The organism is Glutamicibacter sp. NPDC087831, assembly GCF_044742845.1.
GTDB lineage: Bacteria > Actinomycetota > Actinomycetes > Actinomycetales > Micrococcaceae > Glutamicibacter.
This window is the reverse complement of the sequence record NZ_JBIUVH010000001.1, coordinates 168812-194637: the sequence shown is the minus strand read 5'-3', so window position 1 is coordinate 194637 and position 25826 is coordinate 168812. Positions and strand designations below refer to the sequence as shown.

The 25826-nt window shown below is 61.4% G+C and carries 25 protein-coding genes; 9 read left to right on the top strand and 16 right to left on the bottom strand.

Annotation, left to right across the window (positions count from 1 at the left end; all coding sequences use genetic code 11):
- Positions 1-209: 209 nt before the first annotated feature.
- From ACIOJF_RS00920 to pdhA, 3 genes are read right to left on the bottom strand one after another with little or no spacing between them, the layout of a single operon-like run.
- Positions 210-1601 carry a dihydrolipoamide acetyltransferase family protein gene (locus ACIOJF_RS00920; protein WP_402741097.1) on the bottom strand — a complete coding sequence of 464 codons (1392 nt, stop codon included), beginning with the start codon at positions 1599-1601 and terminating at the stop codon, positions 210-212.
- Entirely contained in the window at positions 1602-2684 is a 1083-nt protein-coding gene (locus tag ACIOJF_RS00915) for an alpha-ketoacid dehydrogenase subunit beta (RefSeq protein WP_105656918.1), read from the bottom strand. It lies immediately after the preceding gene.
- Position 2685: 1 nt separating this feature from the next.
- A complete protein-coding gene (gene pdhA / locus ACIOJF_RS00910) occupies positions 2686-3849 on the bottom strand; it encodes a pyruvate dehydrogenase (acetyl-transferring) E1 component subunit alpha (protein WP_402734702.1) in 1164 nt (387 codons plus the stop codon).
- A gap of 226 nt (positions 3850-4075) precedes the next feature.
- On the opposite strand from pdhA, the gene ACIOJF_RS00905 reads away from it, so the two are divergent.
- Positions 4076-4528, top strand: coding sequence for an Lrp/AsnC family transcriptional regulator (locus ACIOJF_RS00905; protein ID WP_013349765.1), 453 nt, complete (start codon positions 4076-4078; stop codon positions 4526-4528).
- Between the two features lie 76 nt (positions 4529-4604).
- Here the strand turns inward: ACIOJF_RS00905 and ACIOJF_RS00900 are convergent, their stop codons facing one another.
- The 9 genes from ACIOJF_RS00900 to ACIOJF_RS00860 all read right to left on the bottom strand — a co-directional run bounded on the left by ACIOJF_RS00900 (position 4605) and on the right by ACIOJF_RS00860 (position 12241).
- Positions 4605-5390, bottom strand: coding sequence for an enoyl-CoA hydratase/isomerase family protein (locus ACIOJF_RS00900; RefSeq protein WP_402734701.1), 786 nt, complete (start codon positions 5388-5390; stop codon positions 4605-4607).
- 18 nt (positions 5391-5408) lie between these two features.
- Positions 5409-6569, bottom strand: a complete 1161-nt coding sequence (gene paaE / locus ACIOJF_RS00895) for a 1,2-phenylacetyl-CoA epoxidase subunit PaaE (protein ID WP_105656922.1) — start codon at positions 6567-6569, stop codon at positions 5409-5411.
- A complete protein-coding gene (paaD, locus tag ACIOJF_RS00890; protein WP_332489069.1) occupies positions 6566-7063 on the bottom strand; it encodes a 1,2-phenylacetyl-CoA epoxidase subunit PaaD in 498 nt (165 codons plus the stop codon). The genes paaE and paaD overlap by 4 nt, the downstream gene beginning before the upstream one ends.
- Positions 7064-7100: 37 nt before the next feature.
- A complete protein-coding gene (gene paaC / locus ACIOJF_RS00885) occupies positions 7101-7961 on the bottom strand; it encodes a 1,2-phenylacetyl-CoA epoxidase subunit PaaC (protein ID WP_105656923.1) in 861 nt (286 codons plus the stop codon).
- A complete protein-coding gene (gene paaB / locus ACIOJF_RS00880) occupies positions 7958-8248 on the bottom strand; it encodes a 1,2-phenylacetyl-CoA epoxidase subunit PaaB (RefSeq protein ID WP_105656924.1) in 291 nt (96 codons plus the stop codon). The genes paaC and paaB overlap by 4 nt, the downstream gene beginning before the upstream one ends.
- 1 nt (position 8249) lies before the next feature.
- Positions 8250-9236: a 1,2-phenylacetyl-CoA epoxidase subunit PaaA gene (paaA, locus tag ACIOJF_RS00875; RefSeq protein WP_105656925.1), complete on the bottom strand. Its 987-nt coding sequence runs from the start codon at positions 9234-9236 to the stop codon at positions 8250-8252.
- A gap of 141 nt (positions 9237-9377) precedes the next feature.
- A complete protein-coding gene (locus ACIOJF_RS00870; RefSeq protein ID WP_105656926.1) occupies positions 9378-9827 on the bottom strand; it encodes a DoxX family protein in 450 nt (149 codons plus the stop codon).
- Between the two features lie 195 nt (positions 9828-10022).
- On the bottom strand, positions 10023-10778 hold the full coding sequence (locus tag ACIOJF_RS00865; RefSeq protein WP_105656927.1) for an amino acid ABC transporter ATP-binding protein: 756 nt from the start codon (positions 10776-10778) through the stop codon (positions 10023-10025).
- Entirely contained in the window at positions 10775-12241 is a 1467-nt protein-coding gene (locus ACIOJF_RS00860) for an amino acid ABC transporter substrate-binding protein/permease (protein WP_402734699.1), read from the bottom strand. Before ACIOJF_RS00860 ends, ACIOJF_RS00865 begins: the two co-directional genes overlap by 4 nt.
- A gap of 202 nt (positions 12242-12443) precedes the next feature.
- Here ACIOJF_RS00860 and ACIOJF_RS00855 point away from each other — a divergent pair, with 202 nt between their 5' ends.
- The 6 genes from ACIOJF_RS00855 to ACIOJF_RS00830 all read left to right on the top strand — a co-directional run bounded on the left by ACIOJF_RS00855 (position 12444) and on the right by ACIOJF_RS00830 (position 19141).
- Positions 12444-14597 carry a S9 family peptidase gene (locus ACIOJF_RS00855; protein WP_133833592.1) on the top strand — a complete coding sequence of 718 codons (2154 nt, stop codon included), beginning with the start codon at positions 12444-12446 and terminating at the stop codon, positions 14595-14597.
- Between the two features lie 20 nt (positions 14598-14617).
- Positions 14618-15631 carry a GNAT family N-acetyltransferase gene (locus ACIOJF_RS00850; RefSeq protein ID WP_402741096.1) on the top strand — a complete coding sequence of 338 codons (1014 nt, stop codon included), beginning with the start codon at positions 14618-14620 and terminating at the stop codon, positions 15629-15631.
- Between the two features lie 116 nt (positions 15632-15747).
- Positions 15748-16194, top strand: a complete 447-nt coding sequence (locus tag ACIOJF_RS00845; RefSeq protein ID WP_105656931.1) for a hotdog fold thioesterase — start codon at positions 15748-15750, stop codon at positions 16192-16194.
- A 32-nt stretch (positions 16195-16226) separates the two neighbouring features.
- Positions 16227-17546, top strand: coding sequence for a phenylacetate--CoA ligase family protein (locus ACIOJF_RS00840; RefSeq protein ID WP_105656932.1), 1320 nt, complete (start codon positions 16227-16229; stop codon positions 17544-17546).
- Between the two features lie 32 nt (positions 17547-17578).
- The gene (locus ACIOJF_RS00835) at positions 17579-18196 is read left to right on the top strand and encodes a TetR/AcrR family transcriptional regulator (protein ID WP_105656933.1); all 618 of its coding nucleotides are present in this window, start codon (positions 17579-17581) and stop codon (positions 18194-18196) included.
- Between the two features lie 216 nt (positions 18197-18412).
- Positions 18413-19141, top strand: coding sequence for a nicotinamide mononucleotide transporter (locus ACIOJF_RS00830; protein ID WP_402695869.1), 729 nt, complete (start codon positions 18413-18415; stop codon positions 19139-19141).
- Between the two features lie 84 nt (positions 19142-19225).
- Here the strand turns inward: ACIOJF_RS00830 and paaZ are convergent, their stop codons facing one another.
- Complete coding sequence (paaZ, locus tag ACIOJF_RS00825; RefSeq protein WP_105662536.1) at positions 19226-21349, bottom strand: phenylacetic acid degradation bifunctional protein PaaZ; 2124 nt, start codon at positions 21347-21349, stop codon at positions 19226-19228.
- A 110-nt stretch (positions 21350-21459) separates the two neighbouring features.
- Entirely contained in the window at positions 21460-22176 is a 717-nt protein-coding gene (locus ACIOJF_RS00820; RefSeq protein ID WP_402734698.1) for a tyrosine-protein phosphatase, read from the bottom strand.
- Between the two features lie 140 nt (positions 22177-22316).
- Between ACIOJF_RS00820 and ACIOJF_RS00815 the strand changes: the two genes are divergently transcribed.
- A complete protein-coding gene (locus tag ACIOJF_RS00815) occupies positions 22317-23219 on the top strand; it encodes a serine protein kinase RIO (protein ID WP_402741095.1) in 903 nt (300 codons plus the stop codon).
- Here the strand turns inward: ACIOJF_RS00815 and ACIOJF_RS00810 are convergent.
- On the bottom strand, positions 23207-23914 hold the full coding sequence (locus ACIOJF_RS00810; protein WP_402741094.1) for an acetate uptake transporter: 708 nt from the start codon (positions 23912-23914) through the stop codon (positions 23207-23209). The two genes, ACIOJF_RS00815 and ACIOJF_RS00810, sit on opposite strands and share 13 nt — an antisense overlap.
- A gap of 122 nt (positions 23915-24036) precedes the next feature.
- Here ACIOJF_RS00810 and ACIOJF_RS00805 point away from each other — a divergent pair, with 122 nt between their 5' ends.
- Positions 24037-24894: a response regulator transcription factor gene (locus tag ACIOJF_RS00805; protein ID WP_402741093.1), complete on the top strand. Its 858-nt coding sequence runs from the start codon at positions 24037-24039 to the stop codon at positions 24892-24894.
- A gap of 58 nt (positions 24895-24952) precedes the next feature.
- Here ACIOJF_RS00805 and ACIOJF_RS00800 read toward each other — a convergent pair whose 3' ends face one another.
- Positions 24953-25825, bottom strand: a complete 873-nt coding sequence (locus ACIOJF_RS00800) for a 3-hydroxyacyl-CoA dehydrogenase family protein (protein ID WP_105656940.1) — start codon at positions 25823-25825, stop codon at positions 24953-24955.
- Position 25826: the final 1 nt, after the last annotated feature.

The window sequence follows — 25826 nt, the reverse complement described above, 5'->3', positions numbered from 1 at the left end:
GCCCGCGTCATAAGCGGCTGGAAAGCAACCCAACATATTTCCATCATAGAAATAATAATTGGTTCAATTCTAGCAACCTATATTTGACATGCTGATAAATGATCGAACATAGATGAAATATCAGCAAAAAGGGTGATGCCCGTCAATCCTCGTGAGGTTCGACGGGCATCAAGATCACTCTTGAGAGCGAGCACTGCGCACAGTAGGCGCTAGAGCGAAGCCAGCGCAGTCTTTGGATCCGTCATCGCGTCGGCAACATAGCGCATGAAGCCGGCAGCGGTTCCGCCATCGCAGACCCGGTGGTCAAAGCTCAGTGTCATCTCGCAGATGGAACGGACCTTGATCTTGCCATTGACCACCCACGGCTTCTCGATGATGCGCCCCAGCCCCAGAATGGCCGCTTCCGGGTAGTTGATGATGGCCGCGGAGCCATCAACATTGAACACGCCGTAGTTGTTGATGGTGAAGGTGCTGCCGGACAGGTCGGCGACACCGGCCTTGCCCTCGCGGGCCACCGTAGCCAGTCGAGCGAACTCGGCTGACAGTTCCTTGGCGTTCAGCTTGTGGGCGTTGCGCACATTCGGCACAACCAGGCCGCGACCGGTCTGGGCTGCGAACCCGAGGTTCACGCCCTCGAAGAGGGTATGGCGCAAGCCCCCATCAGCTTCAGCCTCAATGCGGCTGTTCAGTTCAGGGAAGCGCCGCAAGCCGGCCACCGCGAAACGGGAGATCAGTGCCATGACGCTTGGAGCTTGGCCTTCGGCTTCCTTGATCATCGATCGCAGCTTCAGCAGCTTGGTGACATCGACATCCACCCACACGGTAGCCTCGGGGATCTCGCGGCGCGAAGTGCTCATCGCGGTGGCGATGGTCTTGCGCACGCCCGAGAGCACCTGGGAAGATGCGACCGGCAGGCCGGTCTTCGAATCCGCCCCGCCAGCCTGGGCTGGTGCAGCGGGCACCGCGGCTGCGGAAGCCGGGGCCGGTGCTGCCGGCGCAGCGGCCGCCGCATCAGCCGACAAGGCGGCTTCCACGTCGGTGCGCAGAATCAGCCCTTCTGGACCAGAGCCTCGAACCGTTGTGATATCCAAGGCGTTATCCCGCGCCAGCTTGCGTACCAGCGGGTTGATCACGCGGGCCGCTTCGGCCGGTGCCTGTGCCGCTGGCGCGGCTACCCCGCCGCGCGGCTTGCGCCGACGGCTGGTCTTGCGCTGGGCAGAGGAAGTGCCGTAGCCAATGAGCACATTGCCGCTACCCTCATCGGCTTCTGCTGATTCTTCGGCAGGTACCTGGGTGCCAGCACGCTCTTCCTCGCGGTAGGACTGCGCACGTTCGGCTTCAGGCGCTTCAGCTTCTTCGCCGCCGGTGTTCACGGAGATGAAAGGCTCATCCACCAGCATCATCTGGCCGGCGTCCCCATGCAGGGTCGACACTACGCCTTCAAACGGGCAAGGGATCTCCACCAGCGACTTCGCGGTTTCCACCTCCGCTATGGGCTGGTCAACTGCGACAACGTCACCGGCGGCAACCATCCAGCGCACCAGCTCGGCTTCGGTCAGGCCTTCGCCAAGGTCTGGCAAGAGAAAAGTCTTGATGCTCATTTACGCCTCCCACTGAAGCTGGTCAACCGCGTCGAGAATGCGTTCGGCGCTTGGAAGATGGAACTTTTCCAGCGTTGGGGCCGGGTATGGAATGTCGAATCCGGTCACGCGAAGCACTGGAGCGGCCAACGAGTGGAAGCAGCGCTCCTGCACCCGGGCCACGATTTCACTGGCTACCGAGGCGAAGCCCTGGGCTTCGGCAACCACGATAGCGCGTCCGGTCTTGCGCACCGATGCGCAGACGGTCTCGTCATCGAAGGGCACAATGCTCCGGATGTCGAGAACTTCCAGGCTGATGCCTTCCTCGGCTGCCAACTTGGCAGCTTCCAATGCGGTGGAAACGCTTGGACCATAGGTAATCAGCGTGGCATCGCTGCCCGGACGGGCGATGCGCGCCTGGCCCTCGGTCCTAGCGCTCTTCTTGGCCTCGTACTGCTCGGCCAGCTGCGCCAAGTCCACCTGCTCCTTGGACCAGTACAGCTTCTTCGGCTCGAAGAAGACCACCGGATCATCCGAATCGATGGCTTCGCGCAGCATCAGGTAGGCATCCTCTACGCACGAGGGCGTGAAGACCTTCAGCCCTGGAGTGTGGGCATAGTAGGCTTCCGAGGAATCGCAGTGGTGCTCCACGCCGCCCACGCCGCCGGCGTACGGAATGCGGATGACCATCGGCAGGTTCAGCTTGCCCTGGGTTCGGTTGCGCATTTTGGCGACATGCGAAGCGATCTGCTCGAACGCCGGGTAGGCGAATGCATCGAACTGCATCTCGATAACCGGTCGCATGCCGTTGATGGCCATGCCCACGGCCATGCCGACAATGCCGGATTCGGCCAGCGGGGTGTCAAAGCAGCGTTCGGAACCAAAGCGTGCGGTCAGCCCGTCGGTGATGCGGAAAACGCCGCCAAGGGTTCCCACATCCTCGCCGAAGATCACTACCGAGTTGTCGGCAACCAGCGAATCAGCCAGGGCGGTATTCAAGGCCTTGCCGAAGGTCACCGGCTGGTGCTCATTGGCGGCCTTGGCTGCGGCTCGTGCGGTGGCAGCGCTGACGTTCGGGTTCAAGCGCGAAGTAGTAGCAGTCATCCTAGGCCTCCTCACGGTCTAGTTCGTCGACGAGCATGGATTGCTGTTCAGCCAGCTGCGGGGTCTTGGCCGAGTACACGTGCTCGAACAGCTCACGTGGATCGGTGTTGGCTTCCTGGTTCATGCCATCACGCAAGGTCTTGGCGACCGACTCGGCGTCTGCGGTGATCTTGGCGACGGTGCTATCGGTCAAGAGCCCGGCATCGTCCAGGTACGCCTTCATGCGGGTCACCGGATCCTTGGCGATCCATTCCTGGACCTCGGAGTCCTCGCGGTAGCGCTTGTCGTCATCTGCGTTGGTGTGCGCCTGCATGCGGTAGGTGTGGGCCTCGATCAGCAGCGGGCCGTGGCCTTCGCGGGCCATGCGCACCGCACGGGTCATGATGGCCATCAAGGCCATCAGGTCGTTGCCATCCACGCGCTCGCCGGCCATGCCGTAGCCAACAGCCTTGTGGGCCAGGGACGGGGCGGCACTTTGCTGCGAGAGCGGAACCGAGATGGCGTACTTGTTGTTCTGCACGAAGAAGATCACCGGAAGGTTGAAGACCGCGGCGAAGTTCAGCGCTTCGTGGAAGTCGCCCTCGCTGGTGGCGCCATCGCCGCACATGGCCACCACTACGGTGTCTTCGCCGCGCAGCTTGGCAGCGTGGGCGACACCCACTGCGTGCAGCAGCTGGGTCGTGAGCGGGGTGGACATCGGTGCGCAGTTATACGCCTTCGGGTCATAGCCGCAGTGCCATTCGCCGCGGAAGCTGGTCATGACTTCCATCGGGGCTACGCCCTTGGTCAGCACCGCTACCGTGTCGCGGTAGGTTGGGAAAAGCCAGTCGTTCTCGCCCAGGCACAGGGCTGCTGCGATTTGGCAGGCTTCCTGCCCGTGGCTGGAGGGGTAGACAGCCATGCGGCCCTGGCGGACCAGTGCGGAGTTCTGGTCGTTGACGCGGCGGCCGGTGACCAGGGCCGCATAGGCTTCCAGCAGCCGGGCCGGGCTTGGCAGCGGGTACTCGTGGCCAGGTTCAGTACCCTGCTGGTCCTCTGGGCGCAGGGTTCCGTCCGGGTTCAACAGGTTGATCATGTGGCGTGCTGGCAGCATGTAGTCTTCGGGGGTAATCCCGAATTTCTTGCTGACATCAGAGATGCGATCTGCATGCGCTTCAGTGCTCATGTTCTCCCACCTTTCGTGGTTCTGGCTCGGTCCATGAGCACAACTGCTTGTGACTCACTTCACCTAAACATCATTTGCAATCAATTATGGGTATGCGTGGCATTCTGTATCCAGTCCGGCGTGGAATCGTGGAAAGTTGTGATTGGTATCCTTATACTCGTAGACGAAAAGTTTCGATAGATTGTGTTTGGAACAGAGACGTCCGACACGTCAACAAGGAGTACCAATGGCCGCGGAAGCGGAGTTAAAACTCGATGATGTCGACCATGCGATCCTCGCTGAGCTAACCAGCGACGGGCGCCAGTCGGTCACCACCGTGGCACAAAAGGTGCATGTATCGCGTGCCCACGCCTATTCCCGTATCGCAAAGCTCCAAGATGCCGGGGTGATCACTCGTTATACGGCGGTGATTGATCCGGTGAAGGCAGGGCTCAAGGCCAGCGCCTACGTGACCTTGAAACTCCGCCAGCATTCCTGGCGCGAACTGCGCGATCACTTGGCGTCCATTCCCGAGGTGCATCATGTGGGCCTGGTCGGAGGCAATTTCGATGTGATCCTGCTGGTGCGAGCCAAGGACAATCTGGATCTGCGCCGCGTGGTCTTCGAGCAATTGCAGTCTTTGCCAACGGTCCTGGATACGCAGACCCTGCTGATCTTCGAAGACACCGACACTCGATAGGCAGCAGTTCACCAGAAGACACGAGAAGAGCACCTGGATACCATTTCCAGGTGCTCTTCTCGTGTCTGCTGCGAAACTACTTCTGGCCGGTGAACACCGGCTTGCGCTTCTCCTGGAAGGACTTGAAACCTTCGGCGTAGTCAGCGGTGTCGCACAGGGCTGCCTGCGCCCGGTTCTCGGTACGCATCGATTCCCACAGCCCCGCACGCTGGTCACGGATTTCCTTGACCAGCTGCTTGGAAGCGATGAATGCCTGAGTTGCACCCTGGGCTACCTTGGCAATGATTTCTTCGCTGCGCTCCACCAGTTCCCCGGGCGCGAACGCACGCGAGAACAATCCCGAACGCACCGCTTCAGCACCGGAGATCAGTTCGGCGGTGTAGATCAGATCCAGCGTGCGGTGTGCCCCGAGACGCTCGGTGAACAGCCAGTGCCCGCCCGAGTCCAAGGTGGCACCGAGGTTCGCGAACGGCGAGCCGATCTTGGCGTTTTCCGCGACGTAGACTACGTCGGTAGCGATCGCCAGCCCCAATCCCACGCCCAGGCAGGCCCCCTGCACCAGCGCGAAGGTTGGCGCAGGGAAGCTGGACATCTTTTCCAGCAGCGGCTGGACCTTGCCGTCAAGATAGCCGATCACGTCATCGTCCGCGGGATCTACCCCGGAGATGTCGCGACCTGCGCAGAATCCGCGTCCCTCGCCGGTCAGTACCAGCGCGCGCACGGTGCCCGCAGCCACGGCGACGGCCGCTTTGTCATAGGCTTCCGAGAGCTGCGCCAACGCAGCTTCATCCAGCGAGTTCATCTTCTGCGGAGCGTTGAGCACCACCCGCGCGATGGAATCTTCAATCGTCAGTTCGATCATGGATTCGTCCTGGCCTTTCTAGGCGTCGAAGTCGACGCTCAGCTTTTCGCTGGTTGGGTGCGACTGGCAGGTCAGTACGTAGCCGGCTTCGACTTCGTCGGGTTCCAGCGCGTAGTTCTCGGCCATGGTGACCGTACCGCAGGTGACCTTGGCACGGCAGGTGCCGCACACGCCGCCAGCGCAAGCGAACGGCACATCCGGACGCACGCGCAAGGCAGCGTTCAGCACGGTTTCGTTGGCCCGCACCGGCGACTTGACCTCGCCCTTCAGGCCGTCGAGGTTGAAGCTGATCTCGTAGCTTTCCTCATTCTCGTCCGCCACCACGGGACGGCCGATATGCCCTTGCGGCTTCGTCGGCTCGCCGGTGGTGAATAGCTCGAAACGGACCTTCTCGGCGGGAACGTCCAAGCTGGCCAGCTGGTCGCGGACCAACTGGACGAGCTCGAATGGGCCGCAAAGGAACCACTCGTCAACATTCGGTGCCTGGACCACGCTGGTCAGCAGCGTGGTGAGCTTCTCGGCGTCGATGCGGCCCGAAAGCAACGGCGAAATGCGCTGTTCGCGGCTGAGCACGTGGTGCAGTGCCAGCCGGGATGTGTAGCGGTCCTTCAGGTCGGCCAGTTCCTCCAGGAACATGACGTCCATGGCGGCCTTGTTCGCGTAGATCAGGTCGAAGCGGGTGTGCTCATTGGCTTCGAGGATCGTGCGGGCAATGGCCAGCACCGGGGTAATGCCCGAGCCGGCGGCGACGGCCACGAAACGGTCCTGCGCTTTGGTGTCGATGGTCGACGGGTTATTGATCTGGGTGAGCTTGTGCTTGGAGATGAAAGCGCCGGCAGGGCTCATCACATCGATCTGGTCCCCTGCGGCCAGGGACTCGTTGGCCCAGGTGGAGAACAGGCCGCCCAGGTCGCGCTTGATCGCCACCTTGATCTCGTCGCCCGTCGGGGCGGCGCAGATCGAGTACGAACGGCGCAGTTCGACCAGCTCGCCTTCGGCGTTGGGGATTTCCTTGCGCAACGCCACGTACTGGCCTGCGACGTAGTCGTATTCCTCGCTCAAGTCGCCAGGGATGGCGAAGCTGACTTCAATTGAGTCCTTGGTCAACCGGCGCACGTTCGAGACGGTGAGCCGATGGAAGGATGCCCGGCGTCGGGTGGGAGTGGTTTTTTCGGTCATGAGAGCACCTTGAAGTAGTCGAAGGGTTCCAAGCAGTCTTTGCAGGTGTAGAGCGCCTTGCAGGAAGTCGAGGCGAAGCGGGCCAACTCCCGGGTGTTCAGCGAGTGGCACCGCGGGCATTTCACGCTCATGCCCAGGGTGACGCGGCCTGCGTGGCCCTGGCCGGTCGGTGGGGCAATCCCGTACTCTTCGAGCTTGGCCTTGCCTTCCGCGGTCATCCAGTCCGTTGACCACGCCGGGCTCAGTACCAGCTTGACGTCAACCTTTTCATATCCGGCGTCTGCGAAAGCGGTGTACAGGTCGCCATTGATGGCATCCATCGCCGGGCAACCTGAATAGGTCGGGGTGATGACTACCTGCACGGTTCCGTCCTCGGCCATGTCCACCTCGCGCAGGATTCCCAGGTCCGCGATGGATAGCACCGGAATTTCCGGGTCGGTCACCTGGGAGGCGATAGCGAACAGGTCCTTGGCGCCAGCGATCGTCTTGCTCAAGACTGCTTCCCCCTTTTCGGGCAAAAATGTTGCGTAGTTACCAGCTGGCACCGGGATGCTTGCGGGCGAGAACTTGCATCTCTGCCAGCAGGTAGCCCAGGTGCTCCGAATGCTCGCCGCGGCGTCCGTAGGCCATGGCCTGTCCGGTTGCAGGAATCTCCAGTCCGGCGTCGGCCAGTACCGCAGTGATTTCTTCATCCCATGCACCGCGCAGGGTGGAGGGCAGCACGGCGATGCCCGCAAGGTCCTGGTGGACTTCCTCATCGCGGAACATCTCATCGACGTACGGCCAGAGGATTTCCAGGGCATGGCGCATCTTGGACGCTGATTCCTCGGTCCCCATGCCCAGGCGGATGGTCCACTGGATGGCGTGGTCGCGGTGGTAGTCGACTTCCTTGACTGCCTTGGCCGAGATGGCGGCCAGGGTTTCGTCCTTTGACTGCGCCAGCTGCTTGTAGAGCAGGTTCTGGAAGATCGAAACGATCAGCTGGCGGATGATGGTCACGCCGAAGTGGCCGTTAGGCTGTTCGACAATCCACAGCGAAGTGAATTCTTCTTCCTCGCGCCAGTAGGCCAATTCGTCTTCGGTCTTGTCCCAGGCCAGTCCGGCGTAGGTCAGGAACGAGCGGGCGTGGCCCAGGATATCCAGGGCGATATTGCCCAGGGCAACATCTTCTTCCAGTTCCGGAGCGCGGGAAATCCAGTGCGACATGCGCTGCGCCAGGATCAGGGCATCGTCGCCCAGGGTCAGCGCGTAGCGCGCAACCTCTTCGCTTGGCTTGACGCCGTCCACGGCGATGTCCTCCGGACGCAGGGCATTGCCCGGGGTGACGCGGGTGGCCGAGGCCAGCGCGTCGCCGAAGCTATCGAGCGCTTCGTCGAGTTCTTCGTGCTTCACAGGTGCTTCACTCCCTCACTGGCCTTGTAATAGGTCGCGTGGCGGTAGTCTTTGCCCTGCGGGGATTCGAAAAAGGAATCCTTTTCACCGGGGTCGGAGCTGATGATGTCCGAGGATTTTACGACCCATAGCGAGACGCCTTCATTGCGGCGGGTGTACAGATCGCGGGCGTTGCGCAGTGCCATCTGCTGATCCGGTGCATGCAGGGATCCGGCGTGGACGTGCGAGAGTCCTCGGGACGAACGGACGAATACTTCCCACAGGGGCCAATTGCTCTGTTGGCTCATGCTAGGCGACCTCACTTCGTGCTTGTTTTGCTGCGTATGCTGCGGCGGCTTCTCGGACCCAGGCACCTTCGCGGTGCGCTTCACGGCGGCGTTCCAGCCGCTGCGCGTTGGCCGGGCCATTGCCCTTGATCACTGCCATGAATTCATCCCAGTTCAAATCCTTGTGGATCCACTGCTTCTTCTCTTCATCGAAGTGCAACTGGGGATCCGGCAGGGTCAGGCCAAGGACCTTGACCTGCTCGGCAATCATGCCAACGAAGCGCTGGCGCAGTTCGTCATTGGAGAAACGCTTGATCTTCCAGGCCATGGACTGCTGGGAGTTCGGCGACTGGTCATCTGGCGGACCGAACATCATCAGCGAGGGTTCGTAGAAGCGGTTGATGGCGTCCTGGGCCATCTTCTTCTGCGCCTCGGTGCCGCGGGAGAGCGAGAGCAGGATTTCGAAGCCCTGGCGCTGATGGAAGGATTCTTCCTTGCACACGCGCACCATCGCACGGCCGTAGGGGCCGTAGGAGGCGCGGCACAGCGGAACCTGGTTGGCGATGGCCGCACCATCGACCAGCCAGCCGATAGCACCCATATCCGCCCAGGTGCGTGCAGGGTAGTTGAAGATCGAGGAGTACTTGGCCTTGCCGGAGAGCAGCTGCTCGTTGTACTCGTCGCGGGTGGTGCCCAGGGTCTCGGCAGCCGAGTAGAGGTAGAGCCCGTGCCCGGCTTCATCCTGCACCTTGGCCATCAGAATTGACTTGCGCTTCAGCGAGGGAGCACGGGTGATCCAGTTGGCCTCAGGCTGCATGCCGATGATTTCGGAGTGCGCGTGCTGGGAGATCTGGCGGCTGAGGGTCTTGCGGTACTTCTCAGGCATCCAGTCGCGTGGCTCGACGCGGGAGTCCTGATCGATCAAGGCGTCGAAACGCGCTTGGGACTGCTCTTCTTCGTAGCTCGGGACGGCACTCAGTCCCGGCTCCTGCGGTGTGGTCGGGGCCATGGGTTCACCTCATCGAAAACAAATTACATACTGACCGTTCGTTCAGTATGTCAGAGTGCGTTCGATCACGTCAACACCAACCCACTCCAGGCACAACAAAACCCCGGGAAAGAATTCCCGGGGTTTCCTTGAAGCTGGGGATTAGGCGTTAGCCAGCGCCTTTTCCGACTTCTTGCCCTTGAATATCAGCGCATCAAGCGAGATGCGGCCTGGGCCCGTCAAGAGCAGTGCCAGCGCGCCGGCAGCCAGTGCCAGGACAAGCTCGAAGCCGCCATTTTCCACGAACACGCCACCTGAGGCATGAACCATGAACAGGGCGGCAATCATCTGCAGGCCCAGCAGGCCAGCGAAGACGCGGGTCAGCAGGCCAAGGATGATCGCGGCGCCGCCGGCGATCTCCAGGGTTGCCGCCACTGGAGCAATCAAACCGGCAGCAGGAACGCCCATCTGGCCAAAGGCCGCAGTGGTGCCCTCGATGGTGAACTGGAAGTATTTCTGCCAGCCATGAGCCAGGAAGAGGAAGCCGAAGGCCAAGCGAAGCAGGGTACGCGCAGCGGTCTGCAGACCCGGGTTGTTTTCCAGAGCGGACATATTTTAACTCCTAGGGATTGGGGCACGGGAAGATCCCGTGTGGCTACTGCTCCAACTCTACAAGGGAATAAGTTGAACCTTCAAGCATATGAAGGTTTTTGTCCCGTAAGCTTCGTCACGAAAAAACCGTGCTGCCCGCAACCAGTTTCATCTGGTCGTGGACAGCACGGTTTTCCGCTGGCTTGGCGGTACGGCTCAGAGAACCTTGGACAAGAAGTCCTGGGTACGCGCCTGCTGCGGGTTGCCGAACAGCTGTTCGGGCGCACCCTGCTCGCAGACAACACCATCAGCCATGAAGACCACGCGGTCAGCGACTTCGCGTGCAAAGCCCATCTCGTGGGTCACCAGAACCATGGTCATTCCGGTGTCGGCCAGCTCCTTGATAACCTGCAGCACTTCTCCGACCATCTCCGGGTCAAGAGCGCTGGTAGCCTCATCGAAGAGCATGATGCCCGGGGCCATGGCAAGCGCGCGGGCGATGGCCACACGCTGCTTCTGGCCGCCAGAGAGCGAGGCCGGACGGGCGTTGGCCTTCTCGCGCAAGCCCACGCGTTCCAGCAGCTCAAGTGCGCGCTCCCGGCCTTCCGCCTTGCTCATCTTCTTGAGCTCGACCGGCGCCAGCATGATGTTCTCTGCCACGCTCATATGCGGGAACAGGTTGAAGTGCTGGAACACCATGCCTACATGGCGGCGCACCTCATTGATGTCCACCTTGGGGTCGGTGACATCAAAGCCATCGACAACCACCTTGCCCGAGGTAATGTCCTCAAGCTTGTTCAGGCAACGCAGCAAGGTGGACTTGCCGGACCCCGAAGGGCCGATCACGCACACCACTTCGCCTTCGCGGACATCCATGTCGATGCCCTTGAGGACATTGTTGGAGCCAAAGGACTTGTGCAAGTCCTTGACCTGGATCTTCACGTTGGAGCTTTGCTCAGTTACGGTGCTCACTTGTTGAACCTCCGATCGGCATAATTTGCCAATTTGGTCAGCGCCATAATGGCAATGAAGTAGATAATGCCCACGATCAGCAGGGTCTCAGTGACACGGAAGTTCGCCGCGTAGATCTGCTGGCCCTGGTAGAGCAGCTCGGTGAAGCCGATAGCCAGCAGCAACGAGGAGTCCTTCAGGCTGATGATCAACTGGTTGATCAGCGACGGGGTCATCATCTTGAAAGCCTGCGGGATCACGACCTTCTGCATCGACTTGCCATAGCCCAGGCCCAGCGAACGGGATGCTTCAAGTTGCCCTGGATCCACCGACTGGATACCGCCGCGAACGATTTCGGCGACATAGGCACCGGCGTTCAGCGACAGCGTCAGCACGCCTGCGGTCCAGACGCTGATCTCCCAGCCGGTCAGCTGCGGCAGGCCGAAGTAGAACATGAAGGCCCAGAGCAGCAACGGGGTGCCGCGGAAGATGTTCACGAAGGTCGTGGCGATGCCGCGCAGCACGATGTTCCCGGAGATCTTCATGAAGCCGAAGACCAGGCCCAATGCCATGGCAATGGCGAAGGAAATCGCGGTCACCAGCAGGGTGTGCCACAGACCGGTCATCAATGCGGGAATGGACTTGACCAGCAGGTCGAAGAAGTTGCTTGGCGCCGCTGCGGTCGGGTCGGCAAGGTAGGAGTCCAGAATCTGCTGGTACTCGCCGTTGGCCTTCAGCTCGGCCAAGCCGTCGTTGAACGCTGCCAGCAGCGCGGTGTTCTCGCCCTTGTTCACGGCGAAGCCATAGGAACCGCCCGGGACCTTGTCGGTGACGGTCTTCAGGCCATTGCCCTGGGCAATGCCGTAGGCCAGCACCGGGTAGTCGTCGAAGACGGCAACTGCAGAACCGGCCTTGACCGATTCGTACATGGTGGCCGACTGGTCCAAGGACTTGACCTCGAAGCCGTATTCCTCGGCGATGGACTTTGCATAGCTTTCGCCCTCGGCGCCGGTCTTGGCGACAACGGTCTTGCCTTTCAAGTCCTCGTAACCGGTGATCTCGTCATTGCCGGCAGCGACAGCCATCTGCACGCCGGACTCGAAGTACGGCTCGGAGAAGTCGTAGATCTCCTTGCGCTCGTCGGTAATCGACATGCCGGCGATCACGCCATCCACCTGGTTGGAGGAAAGGGCGGCCAAAGCCGCATTGAAGCCCAGGGACCTGATCTCGACTTCAAAACCCTGGTCTTCGGCAATGGCGCGCAGAAGATCCATGTCGATACCGGTCAGTTCGCCGTTCTGGCGGAACTCGAAGGGCGCGAAAGTCGTATCCGTGCCGATGACGTAGGTCTGGCCCTCGACGCTTTCACTGCCTTGGGCCACGGCCGAGGGTGCCCCGACGACCAGGGCCATCAAACCGATGGCAGCCGCGGCTATCCATCGGGCCAGGCGCCCTGTGGGGGCAGCTGTTCTTTTCTTTTCCACTGATGTATCGCTTTCTCGTACTGAAGGGCGAATGGCCCAAGTTGCAGATGATACGTTCTGCCTGCAAGCCTAGGACTTATAAAGCCTAGCCGGTACCCCGCGACTCGCCTGCACTTGCATCGTTATCGGTTTGAAACCGCTGTTCTGTCCGCGCTGAGCATAGCTGCACCCGCATAGCACGGTAGTGGGATTGAATAGGGGTATGACTCCAGAATCGTTGACCGCCAATGCACCGCGTGCCGCAAAGCTGCCCACCACCCGCAGCTTCCACGGCGATGACTTCATCGACAACTACGAGTGGCTGCGGGAGAAAGCCAACCCGGATGTCATCGCGCATCTGACCGCAGAAAACGAGTACACCGACACTATTACCGCTAGCCAGCAGCCGCTGCGCGATGCCTTGTTCAGCGAGATCAAGGCACGCACCGTTGAAACCGACTTGTCGGTTCCAGTGCGCCGCCGCGGCTGGTGGTACTTCACCCGTTCGGCCGAAGGCAAGCCCTACACCATCCAGTGCCGCGTCAAGGCATCGGACACCGGGGACCTTGTTGCCGACTGGACTCCCCCGGTCATCGACGCGGAAACTGCATTGCCTGCCGAAGAGGTGCTGCTTGATGGCAACGCCTTAGCCGAAGGGCAGCCGTTCTTCTCGCTCGGCGGCATGGCGTTGAATGAAGCAGGCAACTTGCTTGCCTACTGTGTCGATAATGCGGGCGATGAGCGATTCACCCTTTTCATCAAGGACCTGGACACCGGCCTGCTGCTGAGCGACACCATTGAAGGAGTGTTCTACGGCCTGGCCTTCTCCCCCGATTCTTCAACTGTCTTCTACACGGTGGTTGACGAAACCTGGCGGCCACACCAGATTCGCGCTCACCTGCTGGGGACCCTCCCAACGCAGGACAAGATCATTTTCGAGGAAAATGATCCTGGCATGTGGCTCGGCTTCGATCTGAGCCCGGACCGCAACACCCTGATGATCTCCAGCGGCAACTCCGAATACGCTGAAACCAGCATGCTGGATCTGGCCGAGCCTTCGGCTGCCGTGACCTTGCTGGTGCCGCGCTCCTTGCGCCTGCTGCACGGAATCGACCTGATGCCGGGCGCCGGCCAGGCCTTGATCACCCACGACCACCAGGCACCGAACAACATGGTGTCGCTGGCATCCCTGGACCAGCTGGGCGAAAACGCCGACCCGGCGCACTGGCAGACCGTGGTGGCCCACGAGGACACGGTCAAGATCGAAGGCACCGCGCTGACCGGTTCGCACGTGGTGCTCTCGGTGCGCCGAGATACCTGCGAGCGCGTGCAGCTGATCGCCTTGGACGGATTGGGCACCAAAGCCCAGCAGCCGGCCATTGAACCGGATTTCGATGATGAGCTGTTCACTGCCTCGGCGACCTTTGCCGAGCTGGATGCTCCGTTGATCCGCATCGGCTACACCGCAGACTTCACCCCGGCCCGCGTATACGACCTGTGGCTCCAGAACCAGTCGCTGGTGCTGCGCAAGCAGACCCCGGTGAACAACTTCGATCCTGCCAAGTACCTGTCCACCCGCGAGTGGGCCACCGCGGCCGATGGCGCCAAGATCCCCTTGACCATCATGCGCCGTGCCGACCTGGATACCTCGGTTCCCCAGCCGGTGCTGATCTACGGCTACGGTTCCTACGAGGCCTCCATGGATCCTGGTTTCGGCATCCCCCGCTTGAGCGTGCTGGATCGCGGAGTGGTCTTTGTCATTGCCCACGTGCGCGGCGGCGGCGAGCTGGGCCGCAACTGGTACCTGCAGGGCAAGAAGCTGCACAAGAAGAACACCTTCACCGACTTCATTGATTCCACACAGTACCTGCTCGATTCCGGGTGGGCCGATCCGCAGCGCATCGCCGCCCTGGGCGGTTCGGCCGGCGGACTGCTGATGGGCGCTGTCGCGAATATGGCTCCGCAGCTGTATACCGCGATCATCGCCCAGGTGCCGTTCGTCGATGCCTTGACCTCCATCCTGGATCCAGAGCTTCCGCTCTCGGCACTGGAATGGGAAGAATGGGGCAACCCGATCGAGAGCAAGGAGGTCTACGACTACATGAAGTCCTACACTCCCTACGAAAACGTCACAGCACAGGATTACCCGAAGATCGCTGCGGTCACCTCGCTCAATGACACCCGTGTACTGTATGTGGAGCCAGCCAAATGGGTGGCCAAGCTGCGGGAAGTCGGTACCGGACAGGCCCCGATTGTGCTGAAGACCGAAATGGATGGCGGTCACGGCGGCGCTTCGGGACGTTACGAGTCCTGGAAGGCCCGCGCGTGGGACTACGCCTTCGCCTTGGACGCCCTGGGATGCACCGACGAAATCTAAGTAGCAAAGGAACGGCGGCCATGCACCACATCAAGATCAGCGACTACCGCAACGACCCTGCGATTCGCCGCTTGCTGGTGCTGGCTGCCGAACCTGCCAACGAGCAGGCGCTTGAAGTGCTGCTCGATGAATGCGAAGGCCTTGAGGTGCTTGCCATCGCCACTGCCGCGGGCGATATTGCGGCACTGGCCGCCTACCGGCACAGCGGCAAATACGCGGTGTGCGTTGAATACCTGGCCGTGGAAACATCCCACCAGGGCCGGGGGCTGGGCTCGAGGCTGCTCGCTGAGCTGCGCGACTGCCATGAGAAGAACGTTTGGGCCACCACTGCAGAGGATGCGGTGGGTTTTTACCGCTCGCTGGGTTGCGTTGTTTCGCAGTCTTCTGCCGACCCGCGCTGGCCGGATGCCCGGCGGTACCTGTGCACCTTGCCCTTCTACCCGCTGCTCACCGACCAGCCAGATGAAGATCCGGAATACGAGGCCGTGGGTGGAGAGCTGATGCGCGGCCTCATAGAGATTGCCGAGCCATCGAAGCAATGGGCCAGGGACTTCCACCGCCTGCACCATCGAATCGCCAGTGTCCTGGGGGCCACCGCGTTGGCCATTGAACACACCGGCTCGACATCCGTTCCGGACCTGCCCGCCAAGCCGATCATCGACATCGTCTTGCTGGTCCCCGACGCGGATCAGGAAGCGTCCTACGTTCCGGCGCTGGAATCCAGCGGCATGCTTCTTTGGCATCGTGAACCTGGCTGGTATGGCCACCGCATGCTCAAGCCCGCTGCCGGTTCGCGGCTCCCCGAGGCCAATATCCATGTCTTCAGCGCAGGAAGCCCCGAGTATCTGCGGCTCGTGATTTTCCGCGAGCATCTGAAACACCATGAAGCCGACCGTTTGGCATACGCCGCGGTAAAGCGGGAAGCCGCCCGCGCATTGGCTGCAAGCGACGGCGAGAACAGCCTGGTCATGGACTACAACCGGATCAAGGAACCTTTCATCCTTGACGTCCATCAACGAATTTTCACCGCCTGAATCCGCTGCGCTTCATCGCTGAAACAGTACCGCCGATACGGCCGCATAACTTGACTTAGCTCACATAATGTTATTACCTAATGATCGTTCGGTAAATAATTCGGCGAAGGAAGATGATGAGCGAAACACAGCTAGAGAATTCGGTCCCGCACGCCATTCTCCGCAATGACTACGCCACCCAGTGGATGGGAATCGAAGTCGTCGAGGTCTCCGACGGCCACGCAGTCATCACCATGGCGCTCCGGCAGGAAATGCTCAACGGCTTCGGCATTGGCCACGGCGGAATGATCTTCGCTCTGGCCGACACTGCGTTCGCACTGAGCTGCAATCCGCAGGCAGGCTCCGACGAGACCATCACGGTAGCCTCCGGCGCCGACGTCAACTTCCTCAAGCCAGCCATTCCCGGACGAGTGCTGACTGCCACCGGCAACCGTGTCTCGCAGCAAGGCCGCAGCGGGATCTACGACATCAAGGTGACCCAGCCAGCGGCCGACGGCTCAATTGAAACCGTCGCAGAGTTCCGCGGACGATCGCGCACCGTCCCGAAACCGAAGAACCGCTAAGCACCCTGCCCACTCGACACGAAAGTTTCAGCATGTCCCAGAACACCGACCGCGACAGCCTTCCGAATCCGCTTGATCCAGAAGAAACCATGAGCCGTGAGCAGATCGAAGCGATCCAGCTGACCCGCTTGAAGGAAACTCTGCACCATGCCTACAACAACGTGCCGTACTACAAGGCAAAGTACGATGCCGCTGGCGTGCACCCTGATGACCTGAAGGAACTGAGCGACCTCGCCAAGTTCCCCTTCACCGACAAGGAAGATCTGCGCAAGAACTACCCTTTCGGCATGTTCGCCGTCCCGCAGCATGCAGTCGCCCGCATCCATGCCTCCTCGGGTACCACTGGCCAGCCCACCGTGGTTGGCTACACCAAGAAGGACCTGGAGGACTGGGCCAAGCTCGGCGCCCGCTGCCTGCGCCTGGCCGGAGTCAAGCCAGGCTGGAAGGTCCACAACGCCTACGGCTACGGCCTGTTCACCGGCGGCCTGGGTGCGCATGCCGCCGCCGAGCACCTCGGAGCGACGGTCATCCCCATGTCCGGAGGCCAGACCGACAAGCAGATCTCGCTGATCCAGGACTTCGAGCCTGATGCGATCCTGTGCACGCCGACCTACCTGTTGACCATTGGCGATGCCATGCAGCGCAAGGGCCTTGATCCGCGGTCCACCTCGCTGAAGGTGGCCGTCCTCGGTGCCGAACCATGGACCGAAGAGATGCGCCACGAGCTGGAAGAGATGTTCAACATCACCGCCTGCGACATCTACGGCCTCTCCGAGGTCATGGGCCCCGGGGTGGCCGGCGAATCCGGAGAACGCAAGGATGGCAGCCACATCTGGGAAGACCACTTCCGCCCGGAAATCATTGATGCCTTCGACGAAACCAAGGTGCTGCCCGATGGCGAGCACGGTGAATTGGTCTTCACCTCGCTGACCAAGCAGGCCCTGCCGATCATCCGCTACCGCACCCACGATTTGACCCGCCTGATGCCTGGCACCAGCCGACCGGGCCACCGCCGCATGGGCCGCATCACCGGACGCAGCGATGACATGATCATCCTGCGCGGCGTGAACCTGTTCCCAAGCCAGATCGAGGAATTGATCCTGAAGGTGCCGACCCTGTCGCCGCACTTCCAGCTGATCCTGACCCGTCCGGATCGCATGGACCAGCTGGCGGTGAAGGTGGAGCGCCGCGGCGAGGCGTCCATCGAAGATGCCACCAACGGCGCCAAGGAACTGGCCAAGCTGATCAAGATCCATGTCGGTTCTTCCTGCGCCATCGACGTTGTCGAACCGGAATCCCTGGAACGCTCCATGGGCAAGCTCAAGCGCATCTACGACATGCGCGCTAACTAGCCTCCGCCGGGACATGGGATAATCAACTAATCATGGAAACTACCGATACTGCCAACCGTCCGGCCAAGCGTGGCCGCCCTGGTTACGATCAAGAAACCGTTTTGCGCATTGCTGTCGAGGCATTCAACGAATACGGCTACGACGCGACCTCCATGGGCAAGCTCGCCGACCGACTGGGTATCAGCAAATCCGCGATTTACCACCATGTCCCGTCGAAAGAGGACCTGCTGCGCCTAGCGTTGGATGAGGCGCTGATTCCCCTGGAGGCGGTGATCGCCGAGGTCCGCTCGCATGAGGGCACCGCGGATGAGCGTCTGGAATTCTTCCTGCGCGCAACCTTCAGGATCCTGCTGGCCAAGCGTTCCTACGTGACCTTGTTGTTGCGTCTGCGTGGCAACACTGATCTGGAACGCCAGGCGCTGGAACGCCGCCGCGCAATGGACCGCCAGCTGGCAGAATTGGTGACTGCCGCGCAGTCGGATGGCAAGTTGCGTGCCGACTTGGAACCTCGGGCCACCGCCAGGCTGCTTTTCGGCTTGATCAACTCAGTGGTGGACTGGTACCGCGCTGACGGGCCGATCGACGGACCCGAGTTGGAGGACCAGGCTGTTTCGCTGCTCTTCAACGGCCTGCATACCGGCGGCGCCTGATTCCAAGTCCGGGCTCCCCATATCGGCTCCCGCCTTCCAGTCGGGAGCCGACGTCGCTAACCGGGCTGGGCGTCCGCTGCAATGTGGCGCAGCCAACCTTGTAATCTTGCCGTCCTCACAGAAATCACCGTTAGCATCGAAGGGGTGCTTTAGCACCTGTCATTCTCGATCAACCAAGTGAAGAGCGCTGTGGATTCCATCTTAGAAACCCTTTTCATGGCTACCGCCGACAGCAGTAGTTCCTTTGTCCAGATTTTGCTCTCGGCTGCGAGCATGCTGCTCGTCTTCGTCTCCGCCGCACTGCTGGCGCACCGCAACGACCTGGGTTGGTGGACCCTGATCCTGGGTGTCTTCGTAGGCCCGGTCATTTCTTCGATGCAGTTCGACCTGCTGGGCCTGATCTACGCCGTTCCGCTGCTGCTGATTGCAATCTTCGGCCTCTGGCGCTTCTCCCGCTACGAGCTCAAGGGAAAGTTCACCCGCATGGTCACGAGCACCGCGGTGACAGTGTGGTCCGCGCTCGGCCTGCTCGTGGGCCTGATCCTGCTGGTCGCCTTGCGCTTCGGCCCGTTCCTCTTCAATGGCGGCTTCATGAGTGCAACCCCGGAAATCTGGGTGCTGTACTTCGCTGATGCGGCCATCTTCGCATCGTTCGTCATGGTTGCCCGCGGTGTGCGAGCTGGCTGGCTGGTGCTGGCCGTGGCCGCCGTTGCCGATCTGGTCGTCTACTTCCTGATCTCCCCAATGCTGGGCATGCTGGGCCTGTTCGTCTTCATCGCCTTGGCGGCACTGTACGGCTTCTTCCTCTGGCGCAACCTGCCAGCCGCCGGCCAGGCCGGTCAAGGCATTGCAGAGCTCTCCGAGGCCGAGCTGGCACTGGATGCCGCCAAGGAAGCTACCTTGGCGAAGCTGAACAAGCAGCACGGAATCAACGGCGCTTCCTAGGCTTCGCGAAAATGGCGTTGGACCACGATTTCCTCATCGTGGCCCAACGCCATTTCTTGTTTCCCGCGAAGGGGTCAGCCGGACTTAGCCGTTCCAGTTGGCATAGGTCGAGTCGGTCTTTTCAACCAAGGTCAGCACGTCGTAGGTGGCGACCAGTTCATCGTTCTGGTTGTGCAGCACCGCATCCCAAGCAACCTCGCCGTATTCGTCGGTGACGCGCGGGGTGATTTTCTTGGCCGTCAGGGTGACGCGAATCGAGTCGCCGGCAGCTACAGGGGTGATGAATCGCAGTGATTCAAGGCCGTAGTTAGCCAAGACGGGTCCCGGAGCGGGCTCCACGAACAGTCCCGCGGCCCAGGAAACCAGCAAGTAGCCGTGGGCCACGATTCCCGGGAAGAACGGGTTGGCTTCGGCGGCGGCCTGATCGGTGTGCGCATAGAAGGTATCGCCGGTTTCGTGAGCGAATTCGGTGATCTTCTCCAAGCTGACTTCACGCAGATCCGAGACGAAACCGTCACCGATCTTCAGCTCAGCCAGCGACTTGCGGAACGGGTGGACGTTCTGCGGCTTACCGCCAAACTGCTGGCTGCCAGCGAGGGACTGCTGGGCACCGGTGTGCCAGACGCCGCTCAGCGCGGTGATCATGTTGGGTGAGCCCTGCACCGCGGTGCGCTGCATGTGGTGCTTGACCGAACGGATGCCGCCCAGTTCTTCGCCGCCTCCGGCCCGGCCTGGACCGCCATGGACCAGATGCGGAACCGGAGAGCCGTGGCCGGTGGTGGATCGTGCGGTTTCGCGGTTCAGGATGTGCACGCGCCCGTGGTGCGCGGCAATGCCCAACGACAGGGCGCGCATGGCTTCGGCGTCATTGGTGCACACGGTTGCGACCAGCGAGCCGGCGCCCATGGCAGCCAGTTCCACGGCCTCGTCAACGCTGCTGTAGCCGATGACGGAACTGACAGGGCCGAAGGCTTCGCGCGAGTGCACCATCGGGTTGCGCGCGTCGTTCCAGCGAAGGACCACTGGGGACATGAAGGCTCCGCCTTCTGCCACGGCGTCCTTTTCGGGAGCGACACGTACCGCAGGGGCATCCAGGCGGCCGTAGGCCAGCTCGCCGCCGGCAGCGATCATGTCCTCGACGGCCCCGCGCACATCGGCCAGCTGTTCCAGCGAAGCCAGGGCACCCATGGTGACGCCCTCAACTCGAGGATCGCCGATGACCACCCGTTCATCGATGCGCTTGCCAACGGCCGAAATGACCGCATCCACCTGTGCTGCAGGCACGATGTTGCGACGGATGGCGGTGCATTTCTGGCCGGCCTTCGACGTCATTTCATTGACGACAACCTTGACGAAAGCGTCGAATTCCGGGGTGCCTTCCACAGCGTCGGGGCCGAGGATGGCTGCATTCAGGGAATCGGTTTCAGCCGCGAAGCGCACGCCTCCGTCGATAACGTTGCGGTGCGACTTGAGCTTGCTTGCGGTGGATGCCGATCCGGTGAAGGCGAACATATCGCGGTAGTCCAGGTGGTCCATGATGTCGCGAGCAGAACCGGAAAGCAGCTGCAGGGAACCCTCTGGAAGGATGCCCGAGTCCAGCATCATGCGCACAGCCGCTTCGGTGAGGTACCCGGTGGGGGTTGCCGGCTTGACGATTGTCGGCACACCGGCGATGAAGGCCGGTGCGAACTTCTCAAGCATCCCCCAGACAGGGAAGTTGAAGGCATTGACCTGGACGACTACGCCGGCCATCGCGGTGTAGATGTGGGTGCCAATGAAGGAACCGTCCTTGCTCAGCGGCTCGGTGGGGCCATCGAGGATCACGTTGGAATTAGGCAGTTCGCGCCGGCCCTTGGAAGAGAAGGTGAACAGCACGCCAATGCCACCGTCGATGTCCACCATCGAGTCGATTTTGGTGGCACCGGTCTTGAAGGAAACCTCGTACAGGTCCTTGCGCCGCTCATTGAGGTACAGCGCTAGTTCCTTGAGCTTGAGCGCCCGCTCATGCAAGGAGAGCTTGGCTAGTTCGCGCTGGCCGGTCTGTCGGCCGTATGCCACGGCGCCAGCAACATCCAAGTTGTCCTTGGTGACGGTGACCAGCACTTCGCCGGTATTGGCGTCGCGGACCTCGGTTCCGCCTTGTGCCGCTGGGCTATGCCAGTTCCCCGCGATGTAGCTGGGTACTACGGTGATCTGTTCTGTCGTCATTGACGCAATTCCTTCCTGAACGGTCGGTCAGTATTACCGTTAACCATAGCAGGAAGGGGTGATCGAGGACACTTGCGCGCCTCGCTGCTTCGCCAGCGCTCTCCTGGCTCCTAGCGTGCCAGCTGGCGCAGGCGCTCCACGGCGTTCTCGCTCATTCCCTGGTCCAGCAAATACCTCCGCGTGGACCCGAGCCACCTGAGGAAATTCTCCAGTTCGCCAGCTCGGCCATGAATAATTTCCCGCAGTTGCCCTTCACTGCGGTAGCTCTCGTACGGGTGCTTGCGAGGGGAAATGCGATGCCACTCATTGATCCCCCTGACCGCGAGTTCATCATGGAGCAGGATCTGGCCATCCAAGCCAGCCAGCTGAAGCAGCATTGTGGCTATCAATCCCGATCGGTCGCGTCCAGCCGAGCAGTGGACCACCGTGCCCTGATCCGCGGTCGCGAGTCTCTCGAACACCGCCCGCAGGTGGTCGCCGAATTCCTCGCAGACCAGCTGGTACATCCCGGTGTGATTCATGTACGGCACCGCCACCGACTCGAAACGTTCATTGCCTGGCGATTCCAGCGGCAGGTTCACCAGCTCGATCCCTGCGAGGCTTGCCGCGGGCACCGCTGGGTCATGCTCGCGACGGCGGATTTCATCCGGGTTGCGCAGGTCGATGACTCTATTGACGCCAGCAGCGTGCATTTGCTGCCAACCCTCAGCCGTCAGCCACTCATGCCTGCCCATACGGTAGAAGGCTCCGCAGATGTGGCGCGCATTAACGGCTCCGCTCCAGTCCAGGTCCCCGGCTTGCTTGCGGTAGGTAAGGCTGTGGCTCATAAGCCTATTGCAACACATTGCCCGGCTGTTGTATTGTTCTAGTCATTGGCAAATGTCAATCAGTCTATTGAAGGAGGGGTAACAATGATTGCTTACCGCCTGAACAAGCCATTTCCCCCTTCTCCCAAGGACTACTTCCGATGCATTTTCCCGCTGGCCTCGAGGCCGCAAATTCGCCACTGATCGCCGCTGCCTCCACGGATGCCGATCAACAACTGAAATTCAGCAAGCACAAGCCGGTCTGGAACGACTCCGAGACCGGTGATCCGGCAAACGGCCAACGTTATTCGACATGGCCATTTATCGAGAAGGGCTTGCGCGGACCCAAACCGTATCCGCACTGGCTCATCGAAGAGGCCGCAGCCATCGACACCGAGCTGGGCATCTTGAAAACGGGCAAGGAAGGCGATGTCTTCCTGCTGGAACGTGCCACCGAAGATCGCAGCAGCCTTCTGGCAGCAAAGCGCTATCGTTCGCGCGAGCAAATGCAGTTCAGCCGCTCGCAGTCCTATAGCGACGGGCGCTCCGCACGGCGTTCGCGTGATAACCGCGCTATCCGCAACAACTCCACGTACGGCAAGCAGATCGCCGCTCTGCAGTGGGCCAATGCCGAATGGAGCTATTTGCTCCGTTGCTACGAGGCGGGCACACCTGTTCCCTACCCTGTGCAAATAGATGGCACCGAAATCCTCATGGAGTTCATTGCCGATCCAGACGATCAGCATGCGGCAGCGCCTCGCCTGCAGCAGCTCTCGCGCTTTGACCCGCGCCTTCCATCGCTATGGGACCAGCTCACCGGAGCATTGGAGAAATTTGCCGGGCTCGGCATCGCCCACGGAGACCTCTCCGCGTACAACATTCTTGTCTCCGGCGAAAGGCTGGTAGTAATCGATGTTCCGCAGTGCGTAGATCTGGCCGGCAACCCGAACGGCTTGGACTTCCTGCACCGTGATTGCGTGAATCTTTGCGATTGGTTCACTTCCAAGGGCTTGCCCAATGACCCCGATGAATTGTTCTCCTCGCTGATGAGCTACCTCTTCTGAGGACAGCCAGAACTGGGCGCGCCCGCGACGAATCCCGATGATTCGCCGCGGGCGCGCGCCTGCGACCAGCTTTCCGCCGCCCACTTCGCCCAGGTAGGCAGGACCTGGCGTCCCCAGGTGGCGTTCGCGACAATGGCAAAGGAGCCGTACCAAGCCAGGAATGCGGTAACCAGGCCCAACCAGCCTCCGAGTTCATGTATCAGCGTGCTGCCGGTGAAGGCACCGATAGTCAGGCAGATGAAGGCCGCGGTCAGCATGGTGAACACGGCAACCAGCACGCCATTGGTACGCAGGGCGGCGACCGCCATGTAGGCGGTGAAAATGGTCCACCCTAGAAGGAAGGCACCGAGGCCCGCCGGGCCCGCCGCCTGCGCTACCTCCGGGTTGGTTTCCAGCCACCAGAAGGCCATCCAGAATGCGCCATAGGAAGTGAACGCGGTGGCGCCGAAGACATTGCCTTTCGCGAATTCGATGACGCCAGCAATCAGCTGGACCAAGCCACCGTAGAATAGGGCAATCGCCAGGACGGCGGCGCCAGCTTCTGGAATGATCCCGGCGTTGGACAGGCTCAGCGCAAAGGTTGTCAGCGCAAAGGCGCCCAATCCCAGTGCCGCGGGGTCAGCCAGGCCCGGCTTGGCCGGTGCGGCTGGTGAGGCGATTCCAACGGGGTCTTCTCGGGTCAGCAGTGCGGTCATGGCGGATACTCCATCGTGTCAGCGGTCAGTTCAATCCAGGCAAGTGATGCCGATCACTTGCCTTTAGCGGGTATCCTAAATTGATGGTGAGTCGGATCACTACCATCTAAAGGAGGTAGCCGGTGACCACTGATTCTTCGCACGAAATAGCCCTTTTGGACCGCACGCTCAATACTTTGGCGGCACGCACCGGCCTGCCAGTTGCCTTTGGCGGATTCGCCCGGTCCACGGGTACGAAGCTGACTTGTTTCGCAGGAACCCGTACCGGTTCGCTGCGTGGCCTGGTGGTCAAGCCCGGTGAGGGCCTAGGCGGCTTGGCGCTATCGCGGCGTCAATTGGCTGCCACGGATTCGTACCATGAGACCCCGGAAATCATTCACAGCTATGACCGGGAAATTGGCGGCGAGGGAATACTGGTCTTGCTGGCAGTACCGGTCGTGGTTGACGACCAGGTGCGCGCGCTGATCTATGCCGGACTGCGAAACCGCCGGCAGCTGACCGATGGAATGCTGTCCGCCGCCGCAGCAGAGGCCCGCCGGCTCGCTTGGGAACTATCGGTCCATGAAGAGACCCAGAGGCGCATGGCGGTGCTCAGTGCCTACGAACCGCAGGCCGCGCACCCCTCGGAGATGGCATTGAGCCAAGAAGATTTCAATGCGCTCTACACCGAGCTGCGCGATATTGCGCGGATGGTGCAGGATCCGGAGCTCGCCGCACGGCTCAGCACGGCCGGCACGATGCTGCGCCCAGGGCAGGGGCCAGCGCCGCAGGCAATCGACGGCCCCTCGAACCTTTCGCCGCGTGAGCTGGATGTGCTTTCCCATCTGGCGCTGGGCAAGCGCAACGCCTTGATTGCGACGCATCTGGGATTAGCCGAAAGCACCGTCAAAAGCTATCCGGCCTCGGCCGTGCGAAAGCTGGGTGCCACGAATCGCTTTGATGTGGTGTTGCGCGCTCGCAGCCGGGGCCCGATCCCCTAGGCGGCCATTCCGGGGACCCCGGGCCCGGGCTACGGGCGTCGCAACTGGCTTCAGCCGTTTACCAGCTGTAGAAGCCCTGGCCGGTCTTGCGTCCGAGCTTGCCCTGGGCCACCAGGTCCTTGAGGATCTGCGGCGGAGCGAAACGCTCCCCCAGAGTCTCGTGCAGGTACTGGGCAATGCCCAGGCGCACATCCAAACCGACAATGTCGGTGGTCTTCAGCGGGCCGGTAGGGTGCTTGTATCCCAGGACCATCGCGTTATCGATGTCTTCGGCACTGGCTACGCCGTCCTCGACCATGCGCATGGCTTCCAGAGCGATAGCCACGCCCAAGCGGGAAGAAGCGAACCCGGGAGCGTCATTGACCACCACTGCGGTCTTGCCCAGTGCTTGAACCCATCCGCGCGATGCGTCCACCAGGGTCTTATCGGTCTGCTTGCCGATCACGACCTCGATCAGGGTGGAGGCGGGAACCGGGTTGAAGAAGTGCAAGCCCAGGAAGTTCGCGGGACGCTGCAATTCCTTGGCCAAGCCGCTGACCGACAGCGACGAGGTGTTCGAAGCGAGCACCGCCTCGGCGTTCAGCGCCTGCTCCACGGCCTGCAGGGAAGAAACCTTCAGATCCCAGATTTCCGGAACGGCTTCAACCACCAGCTGCGCGCTGGCGAACTGCTCGTAGTCGGTGCTGGTGGAGAAGCGGGCCAAAAGCTCTTCGCGGCTTTCGCTGATCTGGCCACGGGCAATGGACTTGTCCACGGATCCGGCCACGCGCTCATAGGCCGCCTGCGCCGCCTCGTCGTCGCGTTCAACAACGAGAACGGCGCTGCCGCTGGTCAAGAAGGCGTGGGCGATGCCGGCACCCATGCGTCCGCCGCCGAGCACGCCCATCTGCTGCGGCAACGCTCCGGTGGTGAAGCTGGTTTGTGCACTCATG

Coding starts and splice junctions, on each gene's coding strand:
- ACIOJF_RS00830 (WP_402695869.1), top strand. CDS start 18,413: ATGGCTACCGCCGACAGCAGTAGTTCCTTTGTCCAGATTTTGCTCTCG.
- ACIOJF_RS00870 (WP_105656926.1), bottom strand. CDS start 9,827: ATGTCCGCTCTGGAAAACAACCCGGGTCTGCAGACCGCTGCGCGTACC.
- ACIOJF_RS00840 (WP_105656932.1), top strand. CDS start 16,227: ATGTCCCAGAACACCGACCGCGACAGCCTTCCGAATCCGCTTGATCCA.
- pdhA (WP_402734702.1), bottom strand. CDS start 3,849: ATGAGCACTGAAGCGCATGCAGATCGCATCTCTGATGTCAGCAAGAAA.
- ACIOJF_RS00810 (WP_402741094.1), bottom strand. CDS start 23,914: ATGACCGCACTGCTGACCCGAGAAGACCCCGTTGGAATCGCCTCACCA.
- ACIOJF_RS00845 (WP_105656931.1), top strand. CDS start 15,748: ATGAGCGAAACACAGCTAGAGAATTCGGTCCCGCACGCCATTCTCCGC.
- ACIOJF_RS00855 (WP_133833592.1), top strand. CDS start 12,444: ATGACTCCAGAATCGTTGACCGCCAATGCACCGCGTGCCGCAAAGCTG.
- paaA (WP_105656925.1), bottom strand. CDS start 9,236: ATGGCCCCGACCACACCGCAGGAGCCGGGACTGAGTGCCGTCCCGAGC.
- paaZ (WP_105662536.1), bottom strand. CDS start 21,349: ATGACGACAGAACAGATCACCGTAGTACCCAGCTACATCGCGGGGAAC.
- ACIOJF_RS00815 (WP_402741095.1), top strand. CDS start 22,317: ATGCATTTTCCCGCTGGCCTCGAGGCCGCAAATTCGCCACTGATCGCC.
- ACIOJF_RS00820 (WP_402734698.1), bottom strand. CDS start 22,176: ATGAGCCACAGCCTTACCTACCGCAAGCAAGCCGGGGACCTGGACTGG.
- ACIOJF_RS00835 (WP_105656933.1), top strand. CDS start 17,579: ATGGAAACTACCGATACTGCCAACCGTCCGGCCAAGCGTGGCCGCCCT.
- ACIOJF_RS00920 (WP_402741097.1), bottom strand. CDS start 1,601: ATGAGCATCAAGACTTTTCTCTTGCCAGACCTTGGCGAAGGCCTGACC.
- paaB (WP_105656924.1), bottom strand. CDS start 8,248: ATGAGCCAACAGAGCAATTGGCCCCTGTGGGAAGTATTCGTCCGTTCG.
- ACIOJF_RS00915 (WP_105656918.1), bottom strand. CDS start 2,684: ATGACTGCTACTACTTCGCGCTTGAACCCGAACGTCAGCGCTGCCACC.
- ACIOJF_RS00905 (WP_013349765.1), top strand. CDS start 4,076: ATGGCCGCGGAAGCGGAGTTAAAACTCGATGATGTCGACCATGCGATC.
- ACIOJF_RS00800 (WP_105656940.1), bottom strand. CDS start 25,825: ATGAGTGCACAAACCAGCTTCACCACCGGAGCGTTGCCGCAGCAGATG.
- paaE (WP_105656922.1), bottom strand. CDS start 6,569: ATGACCGAAAAAACCACTCCCACCCGACGCCGGGCATCCTTCCATCGG.
- ACIOJF_RS00850 (WP_402741096.1), top strand. CDS start 14,618: ATGCACCACATCAAGATCAGCGACTACCGCAACGACCCTGCGATTCGC.
- ACIOJF_RS00900 (WP_402734701.1), bottom strand. CDS start 5,390: ATGATCGAACTGACGATTGAAGATTCCATCGCGCGGGTGGTGCTCAAC.